The sequence below is a fragment of the Mycobacteroides franklinii genome, assembly GCF_002013895.1.
Taxonomy (GTDB): Bacteria; Actinomycetota; Actinomycetes; order Mycobacteriales; family Mycobacteriaceae; genus Mycobacterium; species Mycobacterium franklinii.
The window spans coordinates 656,903-680,918 of sequence record NZ_MAFQ01000001.1 but is presented as its reverse complement, the minus strand read 5'-3'; the positions used below and the strand labels follow the sequence as shown (position 1 = coordinate 680,918).

The window sequence follows — 24,016 nt, the reverse complement described above, 5'->3', positions numbered from 1 at the left end:
GTGGTCACTGGCAGTCCTTGAAGTACTCGATCATCCCGAATTGCTTGGCGCGGCCACTGATCGCACACATCCACGAGTCGATGAGCGCGCCGCCGCCGGGGTTGCCCTCGATCGAGTTGCCGAACCCGGTGGCGTTGGCGATCTCGCGAATGGGCACCGGCGCGATCTGGAGCAGGTTGCGTAACAGGGCATCCTGCTGCGCGAGCTTGCCGCTGAGTTCGTCCAAGGTGCCGATGACGCCGGCGAGCGCGCGGTGATCACCGACCACGATGGTGCGCAGGGACGCCACGATGCTCTGCAGCGAGCGCATCATCGCGTGGAAGGCGGCCGAGCGGGCCACGAACTCCCCCACCAGCTCCTGCCCCTGATGGATGAACGTGCCGATATCGGACTGCTGGCGGCGCAGCATGCTGGTGACGCTTTCCGTGCTCGTCAGCAGTGTGCCCAACTGGTCGCGCCGTTGCGCGATGACCGAGGACAGGGCGCGCACGTTCTCCATGGCCTGCGGTACGACCTTGGGTAGCCCGTCAAGCTGGGTGCCCAGCACGTTGAGCGAGGAGGCAATCCGATCAGCGTCCACCTGTTCGAAGGTGCGGGTTGAGTCGGCCAGCGCGGCCCGCAAGTCGTACGGAACCTCGGTGTGCTGCAGGTCGATCCGGCGATCTGCCGGCATGCCACTGCCCGCCGGTCGCAGGTCGATATACCGGGACCCGAACAGGGTGGTGATCTTGATGGCGGCGCGCGACTCGGCACCGACCGGCATGTTGTCGCGCACTCGGAAGGTGGCCTCCACACGGTCACCTGCCAACCGCACACCGGTGACCGAACCGACCTGCACGCCGGCGACGGTGACGATATTGCCCGGTCGCAGCGCGGCCGCCTGCAGGAATTCGGCGGTGAATTGCCGGTATCCGATGCCCAATTCCTTCACCAGCAACAGACCACCGATGAGTGCGGCGATCACGGCCACGGCGATCACACCGAGCCAGGTCTTGTTGTAGGAGTCCAGCGGTCTGATCATCAGCCACCATCTCCTGCGTTCCGGCACCGTGCGGTGTGCTTGGCCTTGTTTCCCGGTGTGGCCGCGTCAACGATGATCGGGACGACCTCGTTGAGCCCCGGGAAGAATCCGTAGGGGTTCACATCGCAGGCGTACGCGTTCATGTAGGCGCCCTCACCGAACATGCGCGCCAGTCCCTTGAGGAATAGCGGTGTGTTGAGTCCCGTGTAGGCGATCTGCGGTTCGATGTTCAGCATGTGCCGGGTGTAACCGGGTTCGCGCGTGAGCAATTCGTGCACCGACGGGTCCACATCCCGGGCGATCCGGGACAGGCTCCTCACCACCTCGGTCATCTTCCCCACCGAGGACACCAGCTCGGGACGGCGGCTGTCGAATTGGCCCACCACCTGACGGGTCGCGCCGATGGCATCCTCGAAGTCCCGGTTCTGCGCCGCCAGGCTGCCCACCACGTTGTCCAGGCTCGCTATCACATGATCCAGCGCTTCGTCGCGGCCCGTGAATGTCTTTGTCAATGTCGATGTCTGGTCCACCAGGGTGGCGAAAGACGCGGTATCCCCCTGCAGCGATCCGATGACGGCCTGGGTGAGGTTGTTCACCTGCGTGGGGTCCAGCACCGCGAAGAGCGGTTCGTATCCGTTGAGCAGGGTGCCGATATCGAAGGAGGGCTCGGTGCGCTCGACGGGAATGACGGCTCCCGGGGCCAGCAGTCCGTCCGGACCCGAATTTGTCTGTGCCAACGCGAGATAACGCTGACCCACGATGTTCTGGTAGGTCACCGATGCGGTGGTGCTGACCGGCAGGCGCTGGTTGTCCTGGATGGCGAAGCTCACCTTGGCGGTGGTGCCGATGAGCTCGATGTGCTGGATCCTTCCGACACGCACGCCGGCGATCCGCACGTCATCGCCCTCCCGCAGCCCGAAGACGTCGGTGAACATGGCCGCGTAGGACACTTTGGAGCCCTTGACATCCCGGCGCAGCGTGACGTACACGAGCCAGGTCAGTGCGGTGGCGATCACCAGGAAGACGGCCAACCCGATCACCGGGCCGCGCGTTGCCGTGCCTCTCATCGAGCACCTCCTTCACCCTGCGGGTCCTCGGTGCGGGTCACGATGGCACCCCGGGCGATAGGCCCGAGCACCAGCTGTTGCGCCGAGGTGACCGGTTGCCCCAGGATGCGGCCCAGCTGGCCGCGTTCCTGCGCGCTGCCGACGGGACCCACGGTGCCGCCGAAAGATGCCGGCGCGATCGCGGTTTCCCCGGGGTCGGCGCTGCCGGGTACCGGCGGTGCGGGACTCAGCCAGGACGGCACCGGCGGGTTGGGGTCACGCAGGTCCGGATTGGGGTTGATCAGTGGCGGCCCGACGACGACGGGGTTGCCATTGGGGCCCAACACCGTTCCCGGTGGCGGCGCCAACCCGGCCGGCGGGCGGTAGTTCTGCGGCAGCAGTACCTCCGGAAGGTCGGGCCGCACCGCGATCTGCGGCGCGGTAAAGCAACTAGGCCCCTTGAGTTCCCCGTAACGCGGGCAGTCCGCGCGGGTGTACGAATACGACGGGGTGAAGGACAAGTTGACCCGCCCCTTGGCGGTGGCCAGTTCCGGGTCCCACACCTCCTGGAAGAAGGTGTCCGAGAACCGGGTGATGCGCCGGGTGATCGGCACGAAGTGCTGGGCGTTATCGGCCAGCACACCCAACACGGGAGTCAGATCGGTGGTGATCTCGATGAGCTGGTCGGTGTGGTTGTGCAGCGACTCCACCACGGTGCCGGTGGTGTGCACCCCGGCACCGATGAATGCCCGCAGCTGGTCTCGTTTCTCGGCGAGAGTCTGCATGGGTCTCACCGCCTGATGCAGGGCGTCGACGAGATCCGGTGCGGTCTGCGACAACCCATGTGCGGCCTGCACCAGCGCCGATACCGTGGACGGTCCCTGATCGGTCGCGACGATGGCGTTGAGCTGATCCAGTATGCGATCGAGTTGCGCGGCGCCGGTGAGCAGTTCGACGCGGCGATGATCGGTGGCGGCTCCGACGGCCGCCAGAATCCCCAGGCTGTTGTCCTCGCGGCCGCGGCCCGCCGCGGTGAGGATTTCGCGCAGTTTGTTGACGGTGCTCTGGAACAGCACGGTGGGCAGCCGGGTGTCCTCGGCGATATGCCCACCCTCGCGAATCGGGGCACCGGGCCCGTGGTCCACCAGTTGCAGCGCCGAGACGGCGAACACATTGCTCGGCACCACGCGAGCGGTCACCGTGGCCGGAATCGACTTGGCATACGCCGGTTTCAGCCGCACGTGCACCTGGTTGGGCTGTGTCTGTACCGACGGAGTGACGCCGTCCACGGTACCGACGAGCACACCCCGGTATTTCACATCCGAGCGCGGCGGTAGGCCGTCGCCGACGTTGTGCAGTTCGGCGACAACGTTCACGTATAGGTCCAGCACGCCGGTCGACTTGACCAGCAGCGCCGAGGTGATGGCGACGACGAGAGCCAGCGCGGCGCCCCCGCGCACCAGCAGCTGGCGGCGCGAGAATACGGCACCATCCAGATCATGGTGACCATCAGGGCGATTCAACATGTCATCCCCCGAACCTGGCGCCGGAGTCGACACTCCATAGCGCCATGGTCAGCAGCATGTTGACGATGATCACCGCGGTGATGCTGGCGCGCATGGCGTGCCCGGCGGCGATGCCGACACCCTCCGGACCCCCGTCGGCGCAGAAGCCGTAGTAGCACTGCACCGCCGAGGCAATCCAGACGAAGACGATGGCCTTACCCACGGAGTAGGCGATATCGGTACCGCTGGCCAGCAGCGTGAAGTAGTGCAGGTAGGGCCCCATCGAGCCGCCGCTGACAATGCCGACCATGATCTGGCAGGACAGATAGCTGACGGTCAGGCAGGCCACGTACAGCGGAATGATGGCGACCACGGAGGCCAGTAGACGCGTCGTCACCAGATACGGAATGGGCCGGATGGCAAGGGAATCCATCGCATCGACTTCCTCTGCCATGCGCATCGACCCGAGCTGCGTGGTGAAGCGGCAGCCCGCCTGCACGGCGAAGGCCAGTGCGGCCATGATCGGGGCGAGCTCACGCGTGGTCACCAGTGAGGAGATGACACCGGTGGCCGGCCCCAGACCCATCAGCTCCAGGAAGTTGTAGCCCTCGATGGCCACCAACGCGCCGGTGGTGATACCGAGCACCAGCACCACACCGGCCGTACCGCCACCGACGACAATCGAGCCGTTACCCCAGGTGATATCGGACAGCAGCCGCAGGAACTCGCGACGGTAGCGGCGCAGCACAATCGGGATCGCGAGGAACGCATGCACGAAGAAGGTGATCATATGGCCGAAGCGCGCCAGCGGCCTGGCCGCCGCTTCTGCGGTAAACACCTTGGGGCGCAGGGTCTCCCGACGGGTTGGCAAGGTGAGGGTCATAGCACCGCCCGGGGAAACAGCATGGTGTAGACCTGGCTGATCACGACGTTCACGATCATGAGCAGCAACACCGACTCGACGACCGCCGCGTTCACCGAGTTCGCCACACCCGTCGGCCCACCATGGGAGGCCAGCCCCTTCTGGCAGGCGATCACCGCCACGATGGCCCCGTACACCGCGGCCTTGAGCAAGGCCAGCAGTAGGTCCGCCGGGGTCGCGAACGATGCGAAGGTGGCGACGAAACTTCCTGGGGCACCGCCCTGTACGAACACGTTGAACAGATAACTGGCCAGGAATCCCACAAAGCAGACCACCCCGGTCAGGGCAATACCGACCACGATCGCCGCGGCGAAGCGCGGCACCACCAGGCGCCGCACCACCGATATCCCCATCACCTCCATAGCCGCCGTCTCCTCCCGCATGGTCCGACAACCGAGGTCCGCGGTCATCGCCGAGCCCACTGCCGAGGCCAGCAGCATCGCCGCCACCAGCGAGGCGGCCTGCCGCACCACCGCCAGGCCACTGGCCGCGCCCGCCAGCGACGTGGCGCCGACTTGCCCTGCCAGCAGCGCGAATTGAATGGACAGTGTCACCCCGATGGGCAGCGCCACCAGCACCGTCGGCATCACCGCCGTGCCCGCCATGAATGCAGCCTGCCGCACGAACTCGGCCCATGGGAAGCGGCCCGTCATCAGGTCGGTCGCGAAGTACCGCAGGGTGTGCACACCGAGGACGAACTGTTCGCCGACGGTGGTGAGCGCGGCGATCGGATGGTGCCGCAGATATCTCGCGCCGTGATCACCAAGTGTGCGAATCCCTTTGGGCATTTGGCTGCCGACACGGACTAGTTGATCCCGTGTCGTCATCGGGCGGGTTCACACCTCTTCAACCGTTCGGAGGTGGCCCGCCGACGCAGCTTCCCGGAGGATGTCTTGGGAATCCATCCGGCCGGCACCACATGGACGTCACGCGGACTCACCCCAAGGGTGCGGTACACACAATCGGCCACCTCGGCACGAATGCGCTCACTCTCGGTGGTGTTCGCGTGCAGCGCCGATTCGGCGACCATCGCGAACCCCTCGCCGGCTGCCGCCGTGTGCAGGCGTACCGCCGCGATACCACCGGAACGTACTCCGGATACCCCGGCAACCGAACGCTCGATGTCCTCGGGATGCACGTTGCGGCCCGAGATAATCAAGATGTCCTTCTTGCGGCCACAGATCACGGGCTGACCGTCGTGGGTGAGATAGCCGATATCGCCGGTGGACAACCAGCCCTGCGCATCAAGCATCGGCTCGAATCCGGACGCCGTGCGATACCCGGCGGTGACGTTGTCACCGCGGATCTCCAGCTCCCCGATCGATTCCGCCGGCAGCACCGCACGGTCCTCGGTGACCACCCGAACCTCACATCCCGGCAGCGGAAGACCCAGTGGAACACGGGCGCTGGCCTGCGCACCCTCCGCAGCGACGAGATCCGGATGGGGCGGGCACACCCGGTATCCCTCACCACGGCGCACGAACGAGACCGCTAGCGTGGCCTCCGCCATACCGTAGGCAGGCACGATGGCATCCGGACGCATGCCGAAGCGGGCGCCCTCGGCGACGAACCGGTCGAGGGTCGCGACATCGATGGCCTCGGCACCACTGAGCGCGAATTGCAACGAGGACAAGTCGTATGCGCCGTCGGGTGCCTTGCGCAGCCGACGGGCCAGCAGCGAGTACGCGAAGTTGGGGCCCGCCGTCATGCTGCCGCGGTAGGTACTGATCAGCTTCGCCCACAGCAGCGGATCACCGAGGAAGTCCATGGGTGTCACGCTGACCGTGTTCATCCCCTGGCACATGGGAACGATGAGATAGCCCATCATCCCCATGTCGTGGAACAGCGGCAGCCAGCTCACCACCACATCCGTTTCGGGATCCGCGCCGGATGCGCTCACCATGGCCCGCAGATTCGCCTCGATATTGCGGTAGCTGATGCTGACGGCCTTTGGGGTGCCGGTGGACCCGGAGGTCAACTGCAAGAACGCGATAGCGTCCTGATCGGTCTCCACAACATCGCCGGGTGCACCGTCCAACAGCGCGGGCAGCTCCAGGACGCGCGCGGCGACGGCCCCGAACTGACCGGCCGCGGCCATGAACGGGTCGCCCACCACGACCGTCGAGGAGCCGACGGCTGCCAGCGCCCGGCCGGTGTCTTCGACCCAGAGCTGCATATCGGAGCGATGGGTGGGCTGGTGCAACATTGTCACCGAGGCGCCAGAGAGCCAGATGCCCTGCACCAGTGGCGCGATTTCCCCGGGCGCACCGGCCAATACCGCGACCGCGTCACCGGATCGCACACCCGCGGCCTGCAGCGCGCCCGCAATACGTAGCCCGGCCTGGTGCACCTGCGCCCACGGCACGGTACGCAGCTCTTCCAGCAGTGACGTTCCGTCGGGAGCGATCGGTGCCGAGGTGAGGCCGCGGTCCGTGAGGCCGGCCCCGGCTCGCAACCTGTCGATCACCGGGTTCGGCCCAGGACGTTCTTCGCGCACGCGGCTCATCACAACCGACTCTCCACCAGTTCGATCAGTGCACCGAGTGTCTTGCATTCGAAGACATCGTCCTTGGTCAGCTGAATGCCGAAGCGGCCCTTGATCTCCGAGACGCCCAGGGCAAACGACAATGAGTCGAAACCGAGATCACCGACCAACTCGGAGAAGTCGTTGACATCCGCGGTGGGCAGCTCGAGCTCCTCGGCGATGAACTCGATGAGGAATTCACGGACCTGCGGTGAGCCGCTCGCGCGAAGCACATCGGGTTGTGACGGGGTTTCCATATTTTTCTCTAAACCTTCTACTTGCCGATTTTCCGGCGGATCACCAGATGGATGGGGATTTGCAGCAGCGCGAACATCCCGACGGCCACCAGCACACCCTTCACAACCGACATCGCGTCGAATTCGCCGTACATGATGGTGGAGGCGGCGGACACGATGTGGGAGAACGGGTTCGCGTTGATGCTGATCCGGAGCCAGTCGGACAGGAACACCGACGGCATGAGTGCCTGGCTGACGAACAGCACCGGCAGTGCCAGCGGCAGCATCGCCACCGGCGCCTGCGGATTGAGGGTGCGCAGCGCCACCAGATAGAACAGCGAGCTGTAGGCGGCCGACCACAGGAACATCACCAGGACCAGGAAAACCCCGGTCAGCAGTCCCGCCCGCAGCGGCGCGTCGAGGAATGCCAGCAGCCCGATGACGATGACCGCCGCCGGCAGAATGCGGAACATCTCAAAGCCGATCTTGGCCGCCATGATCTGACCGGTGGATACGCCGTAGAGCCGCAGCCGATCGGTGAACCCCGACCTGATCTCGTCGATCAGCGTCCCGGCACCGTACCCGGCCCCGAGCATCGGGATCAGCATGATGAGCCCGGGCGCGATATATGCGGTGTAGGACGACAAGGGGAATCCGGGGAGGTCCGCGACCCGCTGGAACATCGATCGCACGAAGATCACCAGAACCACCGGGAACACGATCGGGAAGATGAACCCGAACACCGGTTGCCGCAGTCCCACGACGACATACCGGCGGAACAGCCGCGCGGTGTTGGACAGGGCGCTCACTGGGTCACCTCCAGGAATGCGTCGCGCAGCGAGGTAGACCGCACTTCGATACTGGCCGCACCCAATCCGACGCGATCGAGTTCCGCGCCCAATGCCGCCAGGTCCGACGCCGACGCGGAATCCAATGTCCCGGACAAGGTTCCGGAGTCGGTGCACTGCACGGCATACCCCGCGTCTGCCAATCGCCCGGCGGCCTCCTCGGGTATCACACCGTCCGACGAGATCTCGATGGCGTAACCGTGGCTACGGGTGAACTCCTGCGTGGAGCCCGAGGCCACCAACTGACCGCTCTTGACGATGCCGACCTCATCGGCCAGGGACACCGCCTCATCCATATCGTGAGTGGTCAGCACCACGGTGCGCCCTTCAGAGCGCAGCAACCGGATGGCATTCCAAACCTCCTGTTTGCCTTCGATATCCAGCCCACTGGAGGGCTCGTCCAGGAACAACATCTGCGGGTTGTGGGCGACGGCCAGCGCGACATCGACGCGGCGCCGCATGCCGCCCGACAGCGCACCCACCTTGCGATTCACGTAGCTGCTCAGACCGAACTGCTCGACGAGCTCTTCCTCACGCGCCTTCCGGCGTGCCTTGGGCCACCCCGCGATGGCCAGGCTCATCCGGATCTGCTCGACCGGTGACATCCACAGGTCCAGTGCCACCTCTTGCAGTGCCACACCGATCAGGGGGCGTAGCTCCTTGGTCTTGTCGACGGGAACACCAAGCACCTCGAGTTCCCCACTGGTGGGGGCCAGCAGCGTGGTCGCCATGCGGATAGTGGTGGTCTTGCCGGCACCGTTCCTGCCCAGCAGGCAGTAGACAATCCCCTGCGGAATGGTCAAATTCAGCCCGTCCACCGCCCGCGTTTCCGACCCTGGGTAGGCCTTGACCAGATCGGTCGCACGCAGCGCTGGAGTCTTTGTGTCCGTTGTCATGGATCAGTCCTTCACTTTCGGGAGGACCTGACGCTGCAGCTTCTGGGTCAGGCTGATGCCCTGCGCCGTCATGTTCACGTCAATCGACGTGGTCAAGGGGAAGCTGCCGACCGTGCTGTCCCGGGGAACCTCGTTGACCTGATGAATCTGTCCGCTGCTCGCACCGGTGACGGTGAGATCCACGACGGTGCGGATCAATTCGACGGGCCTGTCGCGCCAGGTCACCTTGCGGCTGCCGTCGGCCCTCACGTGCCCGTGCGCCTTCGATCCCCCACCGCATGTCCCGGTGAGCTCACGCTCACCGTCGATGTCCGCCAAGGCGATTCCGCCGTCAACAGCGCATTGCAATGTCACCCGCGAATCCAGCGGGTTGACAATGGTGATCGCATCCAGGGTGCTGGGCTTGCCCTCACCACCCGACACGATTCCGGTCTCATACGGGAACCGGTCTCCTTGGTAGTACTGCTCGATCTTCAGCTCGCCACGCCGCGGGCCCGGCCCGATGGTCATGACACCCGCACCGGGCAGCGCGGTGGTCTCGCCGAGGTACGTCACCGAACCGGAGACTTCCAGTGCGTAATCACCGAACGGCGACTTACCCTGCGGTTGCGCTGCCGGATCCGACTGCGCGACGGGGTACTTCAACAACTGGAAGGCGTGGCCGACGGGCTTGCCGGCCTCCTCGTTCACCGGCGCGCACCCGGCGGCCGCCGTCACCGCGAGCAGCGCGGCCGCGCTTGTGGTGAGGCGCCTCATCGCGGAACTCCGGTGGCGGACAGGGTGCGGCTCAGTCGCCGATGCCGATGCGTGAAGAAGGCCGCGAGGATCCTGCTCAGCAGCCGGCCCCATCCGGGGATGAGACCCATCGGCGCCTGCGGAGCCAGGGTGACTTCGTCGGTGACCCTGGTCTTCTCGCCCGTCTCGGACGCCAACGGTTCCAAAGTACGGTGATGCACCCACACCCGCATTCCGGTCATCAGCGATTCCTCGCGGAACATCCGGCCGGGCTCTACCCGCGCCACGGTGATGTCGTCGAACCCGAACGGAAGCACGCCGAACAGCAGCAGGAAGCTCTTGCCGATGCGGGTACCCGGCGTCACATCGGCGATGGACTTGCCGCGGAACTGCTTGGGCATGGTCATCTTCATGTACGGGCCCATCTCATCGTTGATGCCCTCTTGACTGGTCACCCGTTCCCACACTTTGTCTACGGGACAGTCGATCTCGCTGACCTTCCGGAAAACGTGCTCTTCGGTGTGAATCGATCTCATCGGATTCTTTCTTTCTCGGGGGACGAAGGGTTGGCGCTGGCGGCCAGCAGCGAGCCGTTGTGCACAGCGTCTGCGGCGTCGGGAACGAAGGACCGGCTGATGTCGACGACGGCCGGCACGCTGTCGGCACCGATGTAGTCGGGCAGGATGTCGCCGATCTGATGAAGCCGGTCCGGCAGTAGATGCTGGTACCAATCGAACAGCGGCACCACCAGCGCCACCGTCACGAACTGGACGCCCTCGGCGGCCAGACCGCCGAAGAACTCTCGCCAAATCTGCTCGATCATCCCGGCGCGACGATGCTTCTTGCGCACGCCCTGGGTGGCCAGCTCCGCGATGCGCTCCGGGGCAACCCCGCCGAAGAACGAATCCCAGTGCGGGTAAAGGTAATTGCGAGCATCCTTGGTGCCGTCCCGGTAGCTTCGGGCGTCACGCAGGGTGCTGAAGCTGGCGAGCCCGAGCTCGGGGTCGTGACGCAGCGATCGCAGTACCCCGACGGGATGCTCCGGAGACTCCGCGGAGAAGCCGACGTAAATCTCCGAGGACCGCTCCCATGGCCGGTAGTGCACCATCTCGCCAGCCGCGATATCGACAGGGTCGGCAAAGTCGTTCTCCAGGCCGAAGATCGAGAACTCGACATTCTTGGCCCAACCGAAACGGGCATCGGAGGCCGCGACGCGCTCGACACGTACCAACTGATTGCTCATACGGCGCTGACCTCCGGGGTGCGCGCACGCCAGATTCGGTTGCCGTGCGCCGCGATCTCGGAGACCATGGCGCCCGCCACGGAAGCCGTGACCAAGGGATTGACGAAGGTGAGTTTGATCGCCTGTCCACCTGCCGCACTGGATCTGCCGACGATCGCCTTACCGGTGTGGGCTAGTTCCGCCCGGATCGCTTCGTTGACATCATCGCGAGCCTCCGATGTCATATCCGGCTGCCGCCAACGCAACACCACGGTGTTGGTGCACACCGGCACAGCCAACTCCAGGTCCGGATGCGCGGCCGCCACCTGCGCCGCAGCCCACGCCGCCGCACAGGTGGCATCGATCATCGCGGCGATATGCCGCCGGCCCACGGCCCGCAGGGTGACCAGCACCTTGAGTGCGTCGAAACGGCGGGTGGTCTGCAGCGACTTGCCTACCAGGTTGAGCACATCGTGCTCGGCATCGCTGGCCGGGTTGAGGTAGTCCGCATGCGCGGCAAGCACGTCGAAGCTCGCCCGGTTGCCCACCAGCAGAGCACTGCAACTGATGGCCTGGAACAACAGCTTGTGGAAATCGATGGCGACCGAATCGGCCTGCTCGATACCGCGCAGCAGGTGCCGATACCGTTCACTGAAGATCAGGCATCCGCCCGCACAGGCATCCACATGGACCCAGATCCCGTGTGCCCGGGCGATCTCCGTGGCCGCCAGCAGTGGGTCGATCGCCCCGAAATCCGTTGTCCCGGCGGTGAGCACGAGGGCAAACACCGGCGTTCCGGCACGCTCGGCGTCCTGAAGGATCTCCGGCAGTGTCTCGGCCCGCAGTCGCCCGGCGTCATCGGTGGGTACCTCGATGATGGCGGCCCTGCCGAGCCCGAGCAGGCGCAGTGCCTGCTGCACCGAGAAATGCGTCTGCCGCGTGCACAGCACCCGCCATGAAGCGGCCTCCGGCGGCAGACCGCGTGCCGCGACATCCCAACCGGATGTGTGCGCGAACAGATCGCGGGCCAGCAGCAGAGCCTGCAGGTTGGACTGGGTGCCTCCGCTGGTGAACGTCCCGTCCGATCCTGGGCCGTACCCCATTCTGGCGCACAAGTATTCGATGACCTGCTGCTCGATGGCGGTGGCGGCCGGCGCCTGGTCGAAAGAGTCCATCGATTGGTTGAACGCGCTGATGAGCACTTCGGCAGCCAACGACGGCAACGCGGGTGGGCAATGCAGGTGCGCCAGGTACGCCGGATGGGTGACCACCACCGACTTTTCGGCCAGCAGTCCCGCCGCTTCGTCCAGCGCCCGGCTCAGCCCCACACCGTCGGCGTCATCGAGATCTAGCCGCTCGACATCATTTTTCAGCGCCGCGTACCCGTCCACCAGTCCCGGCGCGACGGCACCGCCCAGTGCCGCGCTCGCCCGGTCGGCCGCCAGCGCGATGGCTTCGCGATACGTGTTTTCACTATCCCCCGTAAGAAATTCGCTCACGAAGGGGCTCTGGTCGGCCATCACCGCGTGCGCTCCACCGCGGCCAGTGCCGCGTCGAACGCGTTCAGCGCCGCGGCGATATCGGGCTCTTCGATGGTCAGCGGCGGCAGGAAACGCACCACGTTGCCGTACTGCCCGCCGGTCTCGACGATCAGACCGTGTAGCAGGCAGGCCTGTTGAATACGCGCGGCAAGTTCGGGTGCCGGAGCGCCGGCGTCATCTGGCCATGGCAGGTCGGGGTCCACAATCTCCACACCCAGCATGAGCCCGACCCCGCGCACATCACCCACCAGTGTTGAACCGGAGGCGATCGCGTTCAGGCCATCCAGGAAAACCTTGCCGCGGGCGGTCACGTGCCCGCGCAGGCCGTTCTCCCGCGCGAAGCGCATCACCGCGCTGGCCGCGGCGAAGGCCATGGCGTTCCCGCGGAAGGTGCCGGTGAACGCACCGGGTTCCCACACGTCGAATTCCTTGCGCACCACCAGGACCGCGATGGGAATACCTGAGCCGAGGCCCTTGGAGATGACCACCATGTCGGGTTCGATACCGCAGTGCTGGAACGCCCAGGCCGGGCCGGTGCGGAACATGCCCGCCTGCACCTCGTCGGCAATCAGCGGTACGCCCAACGTCGATGCGGTGCGGCGCAGCGCCTGTCCCCACCGCGCCGGAGCCGGAATCACGCCACCCTCACCCAGAACGAACTCGGCGATCAGCGACGCCGGTGCCGTCACGCCGCTATGCGGGCGTGCGACGGCATCGGCCGCCGCGATCGCCAGCTCGACGCCGTGCTCGCCACCCACCCCGAAGGGGCTGCGGTACTCCTGCGGGTACGGCAGGAAACTCGCCTGCGGAGACAGCACCACCGGCTGCTTGCGCAGACCGCCACCCGAGCTCGCGGCGCGCGCTGCCCGGGTGCATCCGTGGAAACCGCCTTGCACACCAATGTGTTCGCGACCACCCGTGGCGATCTCGGCAAGCATCAACGCGGCCTCCACCGCGCTCGCCCCACTGGGCGAGCACAGATGAATGCTGGCGTCCGCGGCCAGCCGGACCGGCAGGATGGAGAGCAATTCCTCGACAAAGCGGTCCCGGGCCGGGGTGTGGAAGTCCAGTGACAGCAGCGGCTCCCCGGAGGAAACCGTCTTCATCACCGCCTCGTTGACAACCGGGTGATTCCAGCCCAGCGACATGGCCCCTGCCGCGGCCAGGCAGTCGACATACCAGCGGCCATCATCGGCACGCACCCGCGCACCCCGTGCCTCGACGGGCCGTATCGGCAACCGCCGCGAGTAGGTCACGGCTCCGGATTCTCTTGCCGTGGACATGAATTGACTTGTGGTCATACCGCCTCCTTACGCGGGTGGGCGAGCAGCCGCCGCAGCGATGAGGCGAGTGAACGGTCTTGGGTGGACCAATACCCGGCATCGGGCGGGATCGCCGCCATCAGCCGGCGGCGTGCCTCACCGAGCTGGTGGTAAGGCAGCTGCGGGAAGAAGTGGTGCACCGCGTGGAAACGCAAACCGACGGGCGCCCACAACGGGCCCAGCACGGGCACCGACGGATGGTCGATCGAATCGAGAACCTGCTCCGGGAACGTCATACGCTCGCTGCGGCCCTCATACCGATGTGCCACCAGGACGCGCAGCCAGTTCACGAACAGCGCCAGCGCCATCACCAGGTAGGCCTCCACGAGCCTGTTCGGTGAGTAGACGCCCAGGAGCAGCAGCACCAGGAGCGCCGATGTGTATGCGAAACAAGCGATTTCCTGCACCAACCAGGAGCGGGGCGTCCCGTCCGGCGGCAACGGACGCTCGAAATCGGCGTCGATCATGAGTGAGGACGCCCGGGTGAGCACGAGGGGCCGGATGGCGGGAACCAGCCAGCTCAGCGGCGCCAGGACCAGGAACCGGAGGACGAAGGCCAACGGCCCACCCAGCGCCGTGAACGGTAACAGGACGATCCGCCAGCGCGGCTCGCTGGCATAGGTCACGTACTCCCCGTCTTCGGCCGTCCCGTAGGTGCGCGACGCGTGGTGTTCGTGATGGAACTCGAAGGTGAATTTCGGTGTCAGCAAAGGAATTCCACATACCGCGTGCCACACCACCGAGAACCAGTGCAGATCGTGTTCGGCGTGCACGAGTTCGTGGACAAACAAGACGGCGCGATAGAACGCGAACGCGGCCACCACAATGCACGCCACCGCCGGCAGCGAAAGCAGGTTCTCGGCAGGGCACAGCAGGAACGCGGTGTATCCGATGGCCACACAAGCGGTCAAATCCAGCCAGTAGATCCACTGGCTACGCGCGGTGAGGTCGGCCACCAGCGCACGCGCATCAGCCATCGAGATGCCCAGGGCTTCCTTGGAGCCGCCCTGCACCTGCCGTGGCTCGACCGTCACCCTGTCCTGATGCTCTTCGCGCATGCTGGGGGTACCTCCCGCTCGTGGGGGACTCATCGCACAAACTCCGCTATCAATTCGTCGTTGGAGACCTTGGGAATTCCCAGTTCTCGCACCGCCCTGTCGGGCGCGTAATACAACTCACGGGCCATCAGTTCGACGTTCTCGGTAACCAGCACGTCGTCGGGGTCAAAGCGCCCGGACACGTCGCGCAGCAGCCTGTTTCCCCGTCCCGCCGCCCGGAACAACCCCATGGGCGCGGACCGCACTGGGTGCTCACGTCCCACCGCGGCCACCAGCAGCTCCCCGATCTGCCGGTAGGACAGGTTGGCGGTACTCAAAATGTACCGGCGTCCGTTGTCTCCCTTGGCCATTGCCGCGGTGATGCCCACGACGAAATCCTGCGCCGAGCACACCGCGGTTCCGCCGGGCGGCACGACACGCAGCAGGCCCTTACGCGCGGCGACCAGCAGCCCCTGCCAGGACCGAACGGGACCCGCCCCAGGCGCGAACACCGCGGCAGGATTCACGACGACAACGTCCAGACCGCGTTCGGCGAAGTCCAGTACCAGCCGCTCCCCCGCACGCTTGGTTGCCGAATACACGTTGTCGAGCACAGAGTGCCGCGGGTCGAAGTCTTCGTCCGCCACCACACCGTTGGGTGGGTATCCGATGGCTGCGGTGGATGACACGTGCACCACCCGCTGCACTCCATGCTGCAGCGCCGAGCGCGCCACGTGATACGTGCCCAGCACGTTGGTCTGCCAAATCCTGTGCCCAAGGCGTGAATTCGGCGACGCGATGCCGGCAAGGTGATACACGTGGGACACGCCTCGCATCGCGTCCTCGATGCTGCGCGCGTCGGTGATGTCGGCGCGGGCCGTCTCTACATATGGGCGCAGCTCCTCGGGAAGCGCGACGGCGTCGTGTGGGTTCATCAGGACGGTGACCCGCTCGCCTGCGTGCACCAGGGACGTGACGAGGGTGGATCCCAGGTACCCGGTGGCCCCGGTGACCAGTGTCCGGCCGCCCATCACAGTGCCTTCTGATAGACCCGGTGGATCTTCTCGGGGTTCGTCTTCATCTGCGAGGTCAGCGAATTCGACCACACGTTGTCCTCGTGCACCCAGGTGGTGGCGACCGAGGAGTATCCGCTACCGGTGATCGTCCGCACGATCTCCCCCGCCAGCACCCTGCCGATCCCGGCGCCGAACTGGGTCTGTACCGCACCGATGAGCACCACGACGGCGGTGTCGATCCCACGGATGCGTCCGTCGCGCCGGGCCGCCAGCCGGGCGAGCAGTGTCGGGGTAAGCCGACCGGAGCGCCCCACAATCTCGTTCACATCGGGCAGCATCAGCAGGAATCCGACTGGTACGCCTTCGGATTCAACGATCCGAACGATGTTCGGATCGATCAGCGGACGCATCTCCGCAGCCATCCCCGAGAACACCTCGCGGCTCAGCGGAACATTCTCGGGGTGATGGGCGAAGGAGTCGTTGTAGAGACCGCGCAGCATTTCCAGCTCGTCGGCGTAGTGACGCATCCGCACCGAGCGCACCGTCACGCCCTGATCGCGCATCACCGCATCGGCACGTCGCACCAGGCGCTGCCGGACCTCCTGGCTGCCGTCGATATGCCAACGGTACGAAGCGGTATCGAACTTCTTGCGGTATCCGGATGCCTCCACCAATCCCGGGTAGTACCGGGGGTTGTACGGCTGCATGAGCGCCGGCGGCCGGTCGTATCCGGAGACAAGCAGACCGACCTCCTCCCGCGAGGTGTAGCTGAACGGGCCGACCATCTTGGTGACCCCTCGACGCGCTGCCCAATGCTCGGCTTCCCCGAGCAGAGCGCGGGCAATCGCGTCGTCGTCCTCGCTTTCAAAGAACCCGAAGAATGCGCAGTCGCCGTAACGCTGCACGTACGCCGAGTCGATCGCTGCGGAGATACGTCCCACCGGGCGGCCGCCACGGTAGGCGACGAAGTTCTCGACCTGGACCTCGCCATGCAGTGGGTTGTGCTTGGAATTCATCTTCGCGTGCATGACGCGGCGCAGCGTGGGGCGCCAGCGGGGATCCTCGCCGTAGATGCGCCATGGCATCGCGATGAATTGCTTGGCGTCGCTGTGGGACTGGACCCGCCGCACCGATACCGGCGGGCGCCCCTGCCGCTGCCCGGCCGGCTGCTCGATCAGTCCCCTATCCAGCACGGACGATTCCCAGGTCATGGGCGAGTTCCGGGTTGCCCTTACTCTTCCACAGCGCGCCGTCCATGTAGAAGTGGTGCAGCACGAAGGTCAGCGGGACCGCGAAGATGACGGTGTCGAGCTGACCGGCGAGGATGCCCAGGCCGCCCAAGAAGGCGATGTACAGCGGCAATGCCTTGCGTGTCGAGAGCCGTGCCAGCAGCAGCTTCTTCTCGCCCGGATCCTGGGTGCGTGCGAAGCGCGTGTTGTTCCGGGTCCAGTTGATCAGGTGGTACTGCAGGCTGTGCGTCGTCGTCGCGATCAGGATCAGTGCGAAGAGATCCGAAACCAGCAGGTAGGACAGGTTGTAGGACAGCGCCGCGATCACAAAGGTGGCCACCGACATCGCCGGTAGGGTCCGTTGCCCGGCCCGCTTGAGCTGGAACTGCTCCCACACCGCTGCACCTAAAAACGCTGCGGCACAGACGAATCCGGCGATCACCACGAAACCGGGGATCGGCGGCACCGGCACGCTCAGATTCGAGAACGGCAACCGGTGGCCGAAGACCTCGTACGCGGAGAAGTTCAGGCCATGACTCGCCCGGTACAGCACCGGGGCCAGGCAGACGGCGTACAACGCGTACTTGATCCGGTTTCGCGGACCCTTGTAACCGTTCTTCGCTGCGTAGATGTTGATGATGCCGAAGTGCTGTTTGAGGACGTGGAAGACCTGCCAGTAGGCCCAGATGGCGAGCAGCGGCACCATCCAGCCGCCGAACCACAGTGTGCCGACGATGGCGCCGACCACGATGAAGCTGATCACGTAGTGCGCCCAGTACCGAGATCGTTCGCGCGGATCCATCCATACCCGGGCGGTCGTCGTCAACACATGCGGTAGGTCGGACAACAGCGAGAACACGACCGCACCCACGAGGAACACGCCCTTATGCCCGTCGGCCGCGAAGAGCACCGCGGACAACAGTGCGCCCAGCCCGAAGACAAACAGGATGTCGACGCGTCTGCTGACGAACCATCCCGGCCGACCTTGACCGTCGATGTTCTTCAGCTCATTGGTGTCGGTAGCAAAGGTGGCCATCACGATCATCCTCGGGTAGGCGTCAAAGACTTAATTGATAATGATTATCGTTTTCATAACGTAGAGACCGCAGGGTCTCGTGTCAACGCCGCGGCCTGTGAGCACGCTGTGACACTGCTCACCCGAAATGCAGCAGTTAGGACGCATATTTTGATGGGAAGCGAGCCCGGAAGGCCGCGACACACGCCCGGAGTGAACCGAATCCCACGACGGCATGAAATACCGGTTTGCGCGGCACTTGCAGGCCCTTTCGTGCCCGGATCCGCGCCCCGCGACGATGAATCCCGAAGCATCAGCAAATATCGAAGGCGCACAGGAGCCGGCCCAGTCATCCTGGGGGTCAGTGCAGTGCCAGGACCGCCACGGCCGCACCCTTACCCCCAGATCGGCAATCGGCCACTACCCTCAATAGATGGGCCCGGTTTGCCGCCGGACTCGTACATTGGGTCTCCGGATAAGCCGGGGCGTGATTCAGGTTGAGGTAGACCGCCGTGGTGAACACCGTGCTCAGTTCCGCACATGACGAGCCACCGCATGCCCCGCTGACGCCACCGGGACCGCTGCCCTCCCGCGAGATCCTCGAACAGTCCGGTGAGCTGCTCCGCGCACTCGCCGCGCCGGTGCGCATCGCCATCGTGTTGCAGCTGCGCGAATCGCAACGCTGCGTCCATGAGCTGGTCGACGCGGTGGGTGTGGCCCAGCCGCTCATCAGCCAGCATCTGCGGGTGCTCAAGGCCGCCGGAGTGGTCTCCGGGGAGCGTCAGGGACGCGAGGTGATGTACCGCCTCGTCGACGATCACCTCTCCCATATCGTCGTCGACGCGGTTGCCCATACCGAGGAACAGAGATGACTCCCACGCAAGCAGGGGGTCCCCCCAGCCTCCGCGAGGACAGGCCGGCACTGCGCGGGACGGTACGTTCCACTCGTCAGCGCGCGGCCATCACCGCCCTGCTGAAGCGCACCGATGAGTTCAAGTCCGCGCAGGAACTGCACGACGAGCTCAAGCGGACCGGCGAGGGCATCGGCCTGACCACCGTCTATCGGACCCTGCAGTCGATGTCGACATCAGGCGAGGTTGACGTGCTGCGCAACGACACCGGGGAGTCGGTGTACCGCCGCTGTTCGGACGGCCATCACCACCACTTGGTATGCCAAAGCTGCGGTTTCGCGGTCGAGGTGCAGGCCGGTGCGGTCGAGAAGTGGGCCACCGATATCGCCGAGGAGCACGGTTTCACCGAGGTGCACCACACGGTCGAGGTCTTCGGTTTCTGCAGCCGCTGCACTGCCGAGCGCCGCAACTCTTAGTTGCCCAGCGCCTTTCGCGCGTCGGATCCGGTGGCGAACACCATCATCAGCAACGTCATCAACGCGTCATCGTCGTCGATACCGGTCGCCGGAAAGTTGTAGCGCAGCAACACATCTGCCTTGCGCCCCTTGGCGATCAGCAGGATATTCCCGAACAGCGACTTCTGGGCGAGCCCATCGACCAGATGCCGCGACTTGGCGTTGACGGCCACATCCCACGCCAGTACCTGCGACAGCGACACCACGTCCAGCCCGGCCACGATGGTGACCACCCGGATCGAGGTCAGCGTGCCCTCGTAGTCGGCGGTCAGCGCTCCGTCGGGCTCCCTGGTGACCGGGAGCACCGGATGCAGCACGCGGTACATCCGATCGAGGATCTCGTCGGCACCGCTTTCGGGATCTGTCATCACGCCGACCCGAATCGCCGGTCGCGCTGCGCGTACTCCAGGCAGGCCGCCCACAGGTCGCGGCGATCGAAGTCCGGGTACATCTTTTCCTGGAACACGAACTCGGCGTACGCCGACTGCCACATCATGAAGTTGCTCGACCGGAACTCACCCGAGGGTCGCAGGAACAGATCGACATCGGGCATATCGGGCTCATCGAGATACTTGGCGATGGTCTCCTCGGTGATGCGGTCCGGCTTGAGCTGACCGGACTCCACCAGACGGGCGATTCTCCTTGTCGCCTCGGCAATTTCGGCCCGACCGCCGTAGTTGATGCACGTGGTCAACGTCAGGGTGCTGTTGTTCTTGGTGAGCTCCTCGGTGATCTCGAGCTCCTTGTAGACGCTGCTCCACAACCGCGTCTTCTGCCCGGCCCAACGGAACCGCACACCCATGTTGTTCAGGTCGTGGCGGCGACGCTTGACCACGTCGCGGTTGAAGCCCATCAGAAAGCGCACCTCATCCGCGGGGCGGCGCCAGTTCTCCGTCGAGAACGCATAGGTGGTGAGCCACGGGATGCCCATCTCGATGGCGCCACAGACCATGTCCATCATGGTGGCCTCGCCCATCTTGTGGCCCTCGGTGCGCGGCAATCCACGGGCCCGGGCCCAGCGCCCGTTACCGTCCATCACCACCGCGACGTGCCGGGGAACCAGCTCCTTGGGAATGATCGGGGGTACAGCACCCGACGGGTGCTTGGGCGCGGGATGCGGCCGGGTGCCGCCGGGGCCAGAACCAGGCAACAGCTTGGGGAAAACCGCAGGAAAAACCGTCTTGTCCGGGAACGTCGGGTTATAGCCCTGTGGGACATCGGCCCAATCCGTGAAGTACTTATCCTGCTGCGGATCGGGCTGACTGCTCTTCACCATGGCTCATATTTAACCTGCTGCCACGTTCGACGAGCGGGAGTGTCCGCAGCTTGCGTTCCAGATGCCACTGCAAATGTGCCGCGATCAATCCGCTGGCCTGCGTGCGCTGGGTCTGCGGCACGTCATCGGTGGCCGCCCAGTCGCCGTCATGAAGTGCCGCCATCAGCTCCAGCACACCCTGCGGCGGGGTCACCGCACCCGCCGGACGGCAGTGCACACACACGCTGCCACCCGCCGCCACATGGAAGGCGCGGTGCGGGCCGGGAGTGGCACAACGCGCGCATTCACTGATGGCGGGCGCCCACCCGGCAATGCTCATGGCGCGCAACAGATAGGCATCGAGGACCAGCTCGCGGGAACGCTGTTGATCGGCGATGGCCCGCAGCGCGCCGACGGTCAGGCGATGCAGGGCGAGGGCCGGGGCGCGCTCCTCACCGGCGATCCGCTCCGCGGTCTCCAGCACGGCGCAGGCGGTGGTGTACCGGCCGTAGTCACTGACGATGTCCGCGGCGAAAGCGTCGATGGCCTGCACCTGAGTGACGATGTCCAGATTGCGTCCCGGATGCAGCTGCACGTCGATATGCGCGAATGGTTCCAGCCGTGAGCCGAACTTACTGCGGGTGCGGCGCACCCCCTTGGCGACCGCGCGCACCAGGCCATGTTGGCGGGTCAGCAGGGTCACGATGCGATCGGCCTCGCCGAGTTTGTGCTGCCGCAGCACGACAGCACGATCCCGATAAAGCCGCATTCGAGTAGTCTCCCATCTGGTACCGACGAATCCCCGCATTGACGCACGATTTCGACCGCTTACCCTTCTGGTCATGTCGGGCTTTCCCACGCTGACTTCCCAGGCCGCAGCGCTGGCAGAGGGGTCAGTCAGCTCCATTTCGTTGACCCTCACGGCGCTCAACGCGATCAAGTCGAGCCAACCGACCCTCAACGCGTTCCGGGTGGTGTGCACCAAGAGCGCTCTTGCCGATGCCACCGAGGCCGATAAGCGGTTAGCCAGGGGCGAGCGGCTGCCGTTGCTCGGGGTGCCCATCGCCATCAAGGACGACACCGACTTGGCGGGCACCCCAACCGCATTCGGTACCGCCGGAGCCGTCGGCTCGGAGTCCGAGGATGCCGAGCTGGTGCGCCGACTGCGGGCCGCGGGCGCGGTGATCGTCGGCAAGACCAATACCTGTGAGCTGGGCCAGTGGGGCTTCACCAGCGGGCCCGGCTTCGGACACACCCGCAATCCATGGAGCCGCGGCCACACCCCCGGTGGATCCTCGGGCGGCAGCGCCGCCGCGGTCGCGTCCGGGCTCGTCGCCGGTGCCATCGGCTCAGATGGCGCCGGAAGCGTCCGGATTCCGGCCGCTTGGACGCATCTGATCGGCATCAAGCCCCAACGCGGCCGGATCTCCACCTGGCCATTGGCCGAGGCGTTCAACGGGATAACCGTCCACGGACCCTTGGCCCGCACGGTTGCCGATGCCGCACTGCTGCTGGATGTGGCGTCGGGAAACGTCTCCGGCGACTTGCACAAGCCACCGCATGTGCGGATTCTCGATGCCGTCCACGAGGACCCGGGACAGCTGCGCGTCGCGCTATCGCTCAAGGTTCCGTTCTCCGGCTTCCCGGCGCACATACATCCCACGATCGAGGCTGCCACCCGCTACGTCGCCCATCAGCTGCGCTCCCTCGGACACATGGTGTCCGAGGGCGACCCGGACTACGGCGTCGGGCTCGGCCTGAACTTCCTGCCACGCGCAACGGCCGGGCTGCTGCCGTGGGGAGATCGACTCGATGCCGGGGCGCATTGGGACCAGCGGACGTTGACGAACATGCGCACCGGCCGCCGATTGGCAGGCTGGGCGCTGCGGCGGGCGCGAGCGGCCGAGCCGCGGCTGCAGGCGCGGGTCGGCAAGATCTTCGGCAGCTTCAACGTGGTGTTGGCACCGACCACCGCCCAGCCGCCGACGGGTATCTACGATTTCGACGATATCGGCAGTCTCGCAACGGATCGCGGGCAAGTCGGTGCATGTCCCATGACCTGGCCATGGAATGTCCTCGGCTGGCCGTCGATCAATGTGCCCGCCGGGTTCACCCAAGACGGGTTGCCGATCGGCGTGCAGCTGATGGGCCCGGCGAACAGTGAGCCGCTGCTGATTTCCCTTGCCGCGCAGCTGGAGTCGGTCAACAACTGGGCAGCGGAGACTCCCGACCCCTGGTGGTGAGTGACATGCGCCGCCCCTTCGCGCCGACACGCCGTGTTCTGCGTCGGCTACTCGCGAGATGCGTCGAAAACCGTAGTTTCGATGACTATGCGGCTCGCTGCGCAGCGCTAAAGGCTGCGCGCACACGCTCGATTACGGTCTTCTGCTGATTCATCAACTGGTCACGGCTCACGCGGACAAGTCTCCAGCCCAGCGAGGCAATTGTTTCCTGCCGCTCAATGTCTCGGCGGTGCTGTGTCGAATCGCCCCAATGCTGTGCGCCGTCAAATTCGGCGGCAACCCGTTGCTCGCGCCAACCCATATCCAGACGAATGATCCGCCCGTCCGGCCCCCGCAGTTCGATCTGAGTTTCTGGTTCGGGCAATCCGCCGGTAACCAGGCACAACCTCAAGCGAGTTTCCTGCACCGACTCCGCGCCCGCATCCGCCAATGCCAGGACCCGCTCCAACTGTCGGAGGCCCCGTACACCCCGATGGCGCTCGGCGACTCGCGTGACCGACTCGACGGTGCAGAGTCGAAGCAGCACGTCGACGAGTTCGATGGCCCGGTTCACGCGGACACGTCGTCCGACGTCGAAGACGGTCCGAGCTGGCGTAGTCACCGGTATCCCACGAACAGTCATCAACTCAGCCGGCAACAGTCTGTCGTTATGGATGACGATGCCACTCGGCGCATCATGCCGCTGGCGCACTAGCTCGGCTGGTCGATCCGCGGATATCCAAGGGTTGCCGTGCAATGCCGCAGCCGACACACCCGAAACCACCCCTTTGCGTCCTGACCACAAGAACGCAGCCTCGGCACGCAGCGCCGCCGTCAACTCGGCGTCTCGACGCCGGTGGACATTCTGAAACACCTTCGCGTAGTCCTTGCGGAGCATCTGCGGCGTTACGGTCCCCGCCGCCAGCGCCTCACTTGCAACTATGAGCCCACCCATGACCGGAGCGTTGCACGCCCCTCCGACAAGTCACCGAGACTACGATTTTCGACGTATTTCGCGAGTGGCCTCCGCAAAACACGGCGTGTCGGCGGGAGGGGTG

Annotated in this window: 25 protein-coding genes; 3 read left to right on the top strand and 22 right to left on the bottom strand. The window is 65.5% G+C overall.

The window, feature by feature from the left end; genetic code table 11:
• Window positions 1–4 precede the first annotated feature (4 nt).
• From B4393_RS03550 to B4393_RS03465, 18 genes are read right to left on the bottom strand one after another with little or no spacing between them, the layout of a single operon-like run.
• The gene (locus B4393_RS03550; RefSeq protein ID WP_078332915.1) at window positions 5–1,021 is read right to left on the bottom strand and encodes an MCE family protein; all 1,017 of its coding nucleotides are present in this window, start codon (window positions 1,019–1,021) and stop codon (window positions 5–7) included.
• Window positions 1,021–2,088 (bottom strand): MCE family protein, encoded by a 1,068-nt coding sequence (locus tag B4393_RS03545; protein ID WP_078332914.1) that lies wholly within the window; start codon window positions 2,086–2,088, stop codon window positions 1,021–1,023. The genes B4393_RS03550 and B4393_RS03545 overlap by 1 nt, the downstream gene beginning before the upstream one ends.
• Window positions 2,085–3,593, bottom strand: a complete 1,509-nt coding sequence (locus B4393_RS03540) for an MlaD family protein (protein WP_078332913.1) — start codon at window positions 3,591–3,593, stop codon at window positions 2,085–2,087. The genes B4393_RS03545 and B4393_RS03540 overlap by 4 nt, the downstream gene beginning before the upstream one ends.
• A gap of 1 nt (window position 3,594) precedes the next feature.
• Window positions 3,595–4,455 (bottom strand): MlaE family ABC transporter permease, encoded by an 861-nt coding sequence (locus tag B4393_RS03535; protein WP_078332912.1) that lies wholly within the window; start codon window positions 4,453–4,455, stop codon window positions 3,595–3,597.
• On the bottom strand, window positions 4,452–5,321 hold the full coding sequence (locus B4393_RS03530; protein WP_078332911.1) for an MlaE family ABC transporter permease: 870 nt from the start codon (window positions 5,319–5,321) through the stop codon (window positions 4,452–4,454). Before B4393_RS03530 ends, B4393_RS03535 begins: the two co-directional genes overlap by 4 nt.
• Window positions 5,318–7,003: a fatty acyl-AMP ligase gene (locus tag B4393_RS03525; protein ID WP_191988877.1), complete on the bottom strand. Its 1,686-nt coding sequence runs from the start codon at window positions 7,001–7,003 to the stop codon at window positions 5,318–5,320. The genes B4393_RS03530 and B4393_RS03525 overlap by 4 nt, the downstream gene beginning before the upstream one ends.
• Window positions 7,000–7,275, bottom strand: a complete 276-nt coding sequence (locus tag B4393_RS03520; RefSeq protein ID WP_078332909.1) for an acyl carrier protein — start codon at window positions 7,273–7,275, stop codon at window positions 7,000–7,002. Before B4393_RS03520 ends, B4393_RS03525 begins: the two co-directional genes overlap by 4 nt.
• Before the next feature lie 17 nt (window positions 7,276–7,292).
• Window positions 7,293–8,063 carry an ABC transporter permease gene (locus B4393_RS03515; protein WP_078332908.1) on the bottom strand — a complete coding sequence of 257 codons (771 nt, stop codon included), beginning with the start codon at window positions 8,061–8,063 and terminating at the stop codon, window positions 7,293–7,295.
• Entirely contained in the window at window positions 8,060–8,998 is a 939-nt protein-coding gene (locus B4393_RS03510; RefSeq protein WP_078332907.1) for an ABC transporter ATP-binding protein, read from the bottom strand. The genes B4393_RS03515 and B4393_RS03510 overlap by 4 nt, the downstream gene beginning before the upstream one ends.
• Before the next feature lie 3 nt (window positions 8,999–9,001).
• A complete protein-coding gene (locus B4393_RS03505) occupies window positions 9,002–9,754 on the bottom strand; it encodes a hypothetical protein (protein ID WP_078332906.1) in 753 nt (250 codons plus the stop codon).
• Entirely contained in the window at window positions 9,751–10,269 is a 519-nt protein-coding gene (locus B4393_RS03500) for an SRPBCC family protein (protein WP_078332905.1), read from the bottom strand. Before B4393_RS03500 ends, B4393_RS03505 begins: the two co-directional genes overlap by 4 nt.
• Complete coding sequence (locus B4393_RS03495; protein ID WP_078332904.1) at window positions 10,266–10,976, bottom strand: hypothetical protein; 711 nt, start codon at window positions 10,974–10,976, stop codon at window positions 10,266–10,268. Before B4393_RS03495 ends, B4393_RS03500 begins: the two co-directional genes overlap by 4 nt.
• The gene (locus tag B4393_RS03490) at window positions 10,973–12,475 is read right to left on the bottom strand and encodes a pyridoxal phosphate-dependent decarboxylase family protein (protein WP_078332903.1); all 1,503 of its coding nucleotides are present in this window, start codon (window positions 12,473–12,475) and stop codon (window positions 10,973–10,975) included. The genes B4393_RS03495 and B4393_RS03490 overlap by 4 nt, the downstream gene beginning before the upstream one ends.
• Complete coding sequence (locus tag B4393_RS03485) at window positions 12,475–13,797, bottom strand: aminotransferase class III-fold pyridoxal phosphate-dependent enzyme (protein WP_078332902.1); 1,323 nt, start codon at window positions 13,795–13,797, stop codon at window positions 12,475–12,477. Before B4393_RS03485 ends, B4393_RS03490 begins: the two co-directional genes overlap by 1 nt.
• A complete protein-coding gene (locus B4393_RS03480; protein WP_078332901.1) occupies window positions 13,794–14,876 on the bottom strand; it encodes a fatty acid desaturase family protein in 1,083 nt (360 codons plus the stop codon). Before B4393_RS03480 ends, B4393_RS03485 begins: the two co-directional genes overlap by 4 nt.
• A gap of 29 nt (window positions 14,877–14,905) precedes the next feature.
• On the bottom strand, window positions 14,906–15,886 hold the full coding sequence (locus tag B4393_RS03475; protein ID WP_078332900.1) for an NAD-dependent epimerase/dehydratase family protein: 981 nt from the start codon (window positions 15,884–15,886) through the stop codon (window positions 14,906–14,908).
• Window positions 15,886–17,082 carry an N-acetyltransferase gene (locus B4393_RS03470; RefSeq protein WP_078332899.1) on the bottom strand — a complete coding sequence of 399 codons (1,197 nt, stop codon included), beginning with the start codon at window positions 17,080–17,082 and terminating at the stop codon, window positions 15,886–15,888. Before B4393_RS03470 ends, B4393_RS03475 begins: the two co-directional genes overlap by 1 nt.
• Complete coding sequence (locus B4393_RS03465; RefSeq protein WP_078333016.1) at window positions 17,054–18,136, bottom strand: hypothetical protein; 1,083 nt, start codon at window positions 18,134–18,136, stop codon at window positions 17,054–17,056. The genes B4393_RS03470 and B4393_RS03465 overlap by 29 nt, the downstream gene beginning before the upstream one ends.
• 491 nt (window positions 18,137–18,627) lie before the next feature.
• On the opposite strand from B4393_RS03465, the gene B4393_RS03455 reads away from it, so the two are divergent.
• Window positions 18,628–18,987, top strand: a complete 360-nt coding sequence (locus B4393_RS03455) for an ArsR/SmtB family transcription factor (RefSeq protein WP_078278400.1) — start codon at window positions 18,628–18,630, stop codon at window positions 18,985–18,987.
• Window positions 18,984–19,442, top strand: a complete 459-nt coding sequence (locus B4393_RS03450) for a Fur family transcriptional regulator (protein ID WP_109558614.1) — start codon at window positions 18,984–18,986, stop codon at window positions 19,440–19,442. Before B4393_RS03455 ends, B4393_RS03450 begins: the two co-directional genes overlap by 4 nt.
• On the opposite strand, the gene B4393_RS03445 is transcribed toward B4393_RS03450, so the two are convergent.
• The 3 genes from B4393_RS03445 to recO are packed head-to-tail and all read right to left on the bottom strand — an operon-like array spanning window position 19,439 to window position 21,505.
• Complete coding sequence (locus B4393_RS03445; protein WP_078332897.1) at window positions 19,439–19,849, bottom strand: hypothetical protein; 411 nt, start codon at window positions 19,847–19,849, stop codon at window positions 19,439–19,441. The genes B4393_RS03450 and B4393_RS03445 overlap by 4 nt on opposite strands.
• The gene (locus B4393_RS03440) at window positions 19,849–20,757 is read right to left on the bottom strand and encodes an isoprenyl transferase (protein ID WP_078332896.1); all 909 of its coding nucleotides are present in this window, start codon (window positions 20,755–20,757) and stop codon (window positions 19,849–19,851) included. The genes B4393_RS03445 and B4393_RS03440 overlap by 1 nt, the downstream gene beginning before the upstream one ends.
• The gene (recO, locus tag B4393_RS03435; RefSeq protein WP_070935426.1) at window positions 20,720–21,505 is read right to left on the bottom strand and encodes a DNA repair protein RecO; all 786 of its coding nucleotides are present in this window, start codon (window positions 21,503–21,505) and stop codon (window positions 20,720–20,722) included. The genes B4393_RS03440 and recO overlap by 38 nt, the downstream gene beginning before the upstream one ends.
• Before the next feature lie 73 nt (window positions 21,506–21,578).
• Between recO and B4393_RS03430 the strand changes: the two genes are divergently transcribed.
• Window positions 21,579–22,979 carry an amidase gene (locus tag B4393_RS03430; RefSeq protein WP_078332895.1) on the top strand — a complete coding sequence of 467 codons (1,401 nt, stop codon included), beginning with the start codon at window positions 21,579–21,581 and terminating at the stop codon, window positions 22,977–22,979.
• 85 nt (window positions 22,980–23,064) lie between these two features.
• On the opposite strand, the gene B4393_RS03425 is transcribed toward B4393_RS03430, so the two are convergent.
• Window positions 23,065–23,913, bottom strand: coding sequence for a DUF559 domain-containing protein (locus B4393_RS03425; protein ID WP_078332894.1), 849 nt, complete (start codon window positions 23,911–23,913; stop codon window positions 23,065–23,067).
• Between the last annotated feature and the right edge of the window lie 103 nt (window positions 23,914–24,016).

Excerpts from the sequence above, each read along its gene's own strand:
- B4393_RS03550 (WP_078332915.1), bottom strand. The coding sequence starts at position 1,021 with ATGATCAGACCGCTGGACTCCTACAACAAGACCTGGCTCGGTGTGATC.
- B4393_RS03545 (WP_078332914.1), bottom strand. The coding sequence starts at position 2,088 with ATGAGAGGCACGGCAACGCGCGGCCCGGTGATCGGGTTGGCCGTCTTC.
- B4393_RS03540 (WP_078332913.1), bottom strand. The coding sequence starts at position 3,593 with ATGTTGAATCGCCCTGATGGTCACCATGATCTGGATGGTGCCGTATTC.
- B4393_RS03535 (WP_078332912.1), bottom strand. The coding sequence starts at position 4,455 with ATGACCCTCACCTTGCCAACCCGTCGGGAGACCCTGCGCCCCAAGGTG.
- B4393_RS03530 (WP_078332911.1), bottom strand. The coding sequence starts at position 5,321 with ATGACGACACGGGATCAACTAGTCCGTGTCGGCAGCCAAATGCCCAAA.
- B4393_RS03520 (WP_078332909.1), bottom strand. The coding sequence starts at position 7,275 with ATGGAAACCCCGTCACAACCCGATGTGCTTCGCGCGAGCGGCTCACCG.
- B4393_RS03510 (WP_078332907.1), bottom strand. The coding sequence starts at position 8,998 with ATGACAACGGACACAAAGACTCCAGCGCTGCGTGCGACCGATCTGGTC.
- B4393_RS03505 (WP_078332906.1), bottom strand. The coding sequence starts at position 9,754 with ATGAGGCGCCTCACCACAAGCGCGGCCGCGCTGCTCGCGGTGACGGCG.
- B4393_RS03500 (WP_078332905.1), bottom strand. The coding sequence starts at position 10,269 with ATGAGATCGATTCACACCGAAGAGCACGTTTTCCGGAAGGTCAGCGAG.
- B4393_RS03495 (WP_078332904.1), bottom strand. The coding sequence starts at position 10,976 with ATGAGCAATCAGTTGGTACGTGTCGAGCGCGTCGCGGCCTCCGATGCC.
- B4393_RS03490 (WP_078332903.1), bottom strand. The coding sequence starts at position 12,475 with ATGGCCGACCAGAGCCCCTTCGTGAGCGAATTTCTTACGGGGGATAGT.
- B4393_RS03485 (WP_078332902.1), bottom strand. The coding sequence starts at position 13,797 with ATGACCACAAGTCAATTCATGTCCACGGCAAGAGAATCCGGAGCCGTG.
- B4393_RS03480 (WP_078332901.1), bottom strand. The coding sequence starts at position 14,876 with ATGCGCGAAGAGCATCAGGACAGGGTGACGGTCGAGCCACGGCAGGTG.
- B4393_RS03475 (WP_078332900.1), bottom strand. The coding sequence starts at position 15,886 with ATGGGCGGCCGGACACTGGTCACCGGGGCCACCGGGTACCTGGGATCC.
- B4393_RS03470 (WP_078332899.1), bottom strand. The coding sequence starts at position 17,082 with ATGACCTGGGAATCGTCCGTGCTGGATAGGGGACTGATCGAGCAGCCG.
- B4393_RS03465 (WP_078333016.1), bottom strand. The coding sequence starts at position 18,136 with ATGGCCACCTTTGCTACCGACACCAATGAGCTGAAGAACATCGACGGT.
- B4393_RS03450 (WP_109558614.1), top strand. The coding sequence starts at position 18,984 with ATGACTCCCACGCAAGCAGGGGGTCCCCCCAGCCTCCGCGAGGACAGG.
- B4393_RS03445 (WP_078332897.1), bottom strand. The coding sequence starts at position 19,849 with ATGACAGATCCCGAAAGCGGTGCCGACGAGATCCTCGATCGGATGTAC.
- B4393_RS03440 (WP_078332896.1), bottom strand. The coding sequence starts at position 20,757 with ATGGTGAAGAGCAGTCAGCCCGATCCGCAGCAGGATAAGTACTTCACG.
- recO (WP_070935426.1), bottom strand. The coding sequence starts at position 21,505 with ATGCGGCTTTATCGGGATCGTGCTGTCGTGCTGCGGCAGCACAAACTC.
- B4393_RS03430 (WP_078332895.1), top strand. The coding sequence starts at position 21,579 with ATGTCGGGCTTTCCCACGCTGACTTCCCAGGCCGCAGCGCTGGCAGAG.
- B4393_RS03425 (WP_078332894.1), bottom strand. The coding sequence starts at position 23,913 with ATGGGTGGGCTCATAGTTGCAAGTGAGGCGCTGGCGGCGGGGACCGTA.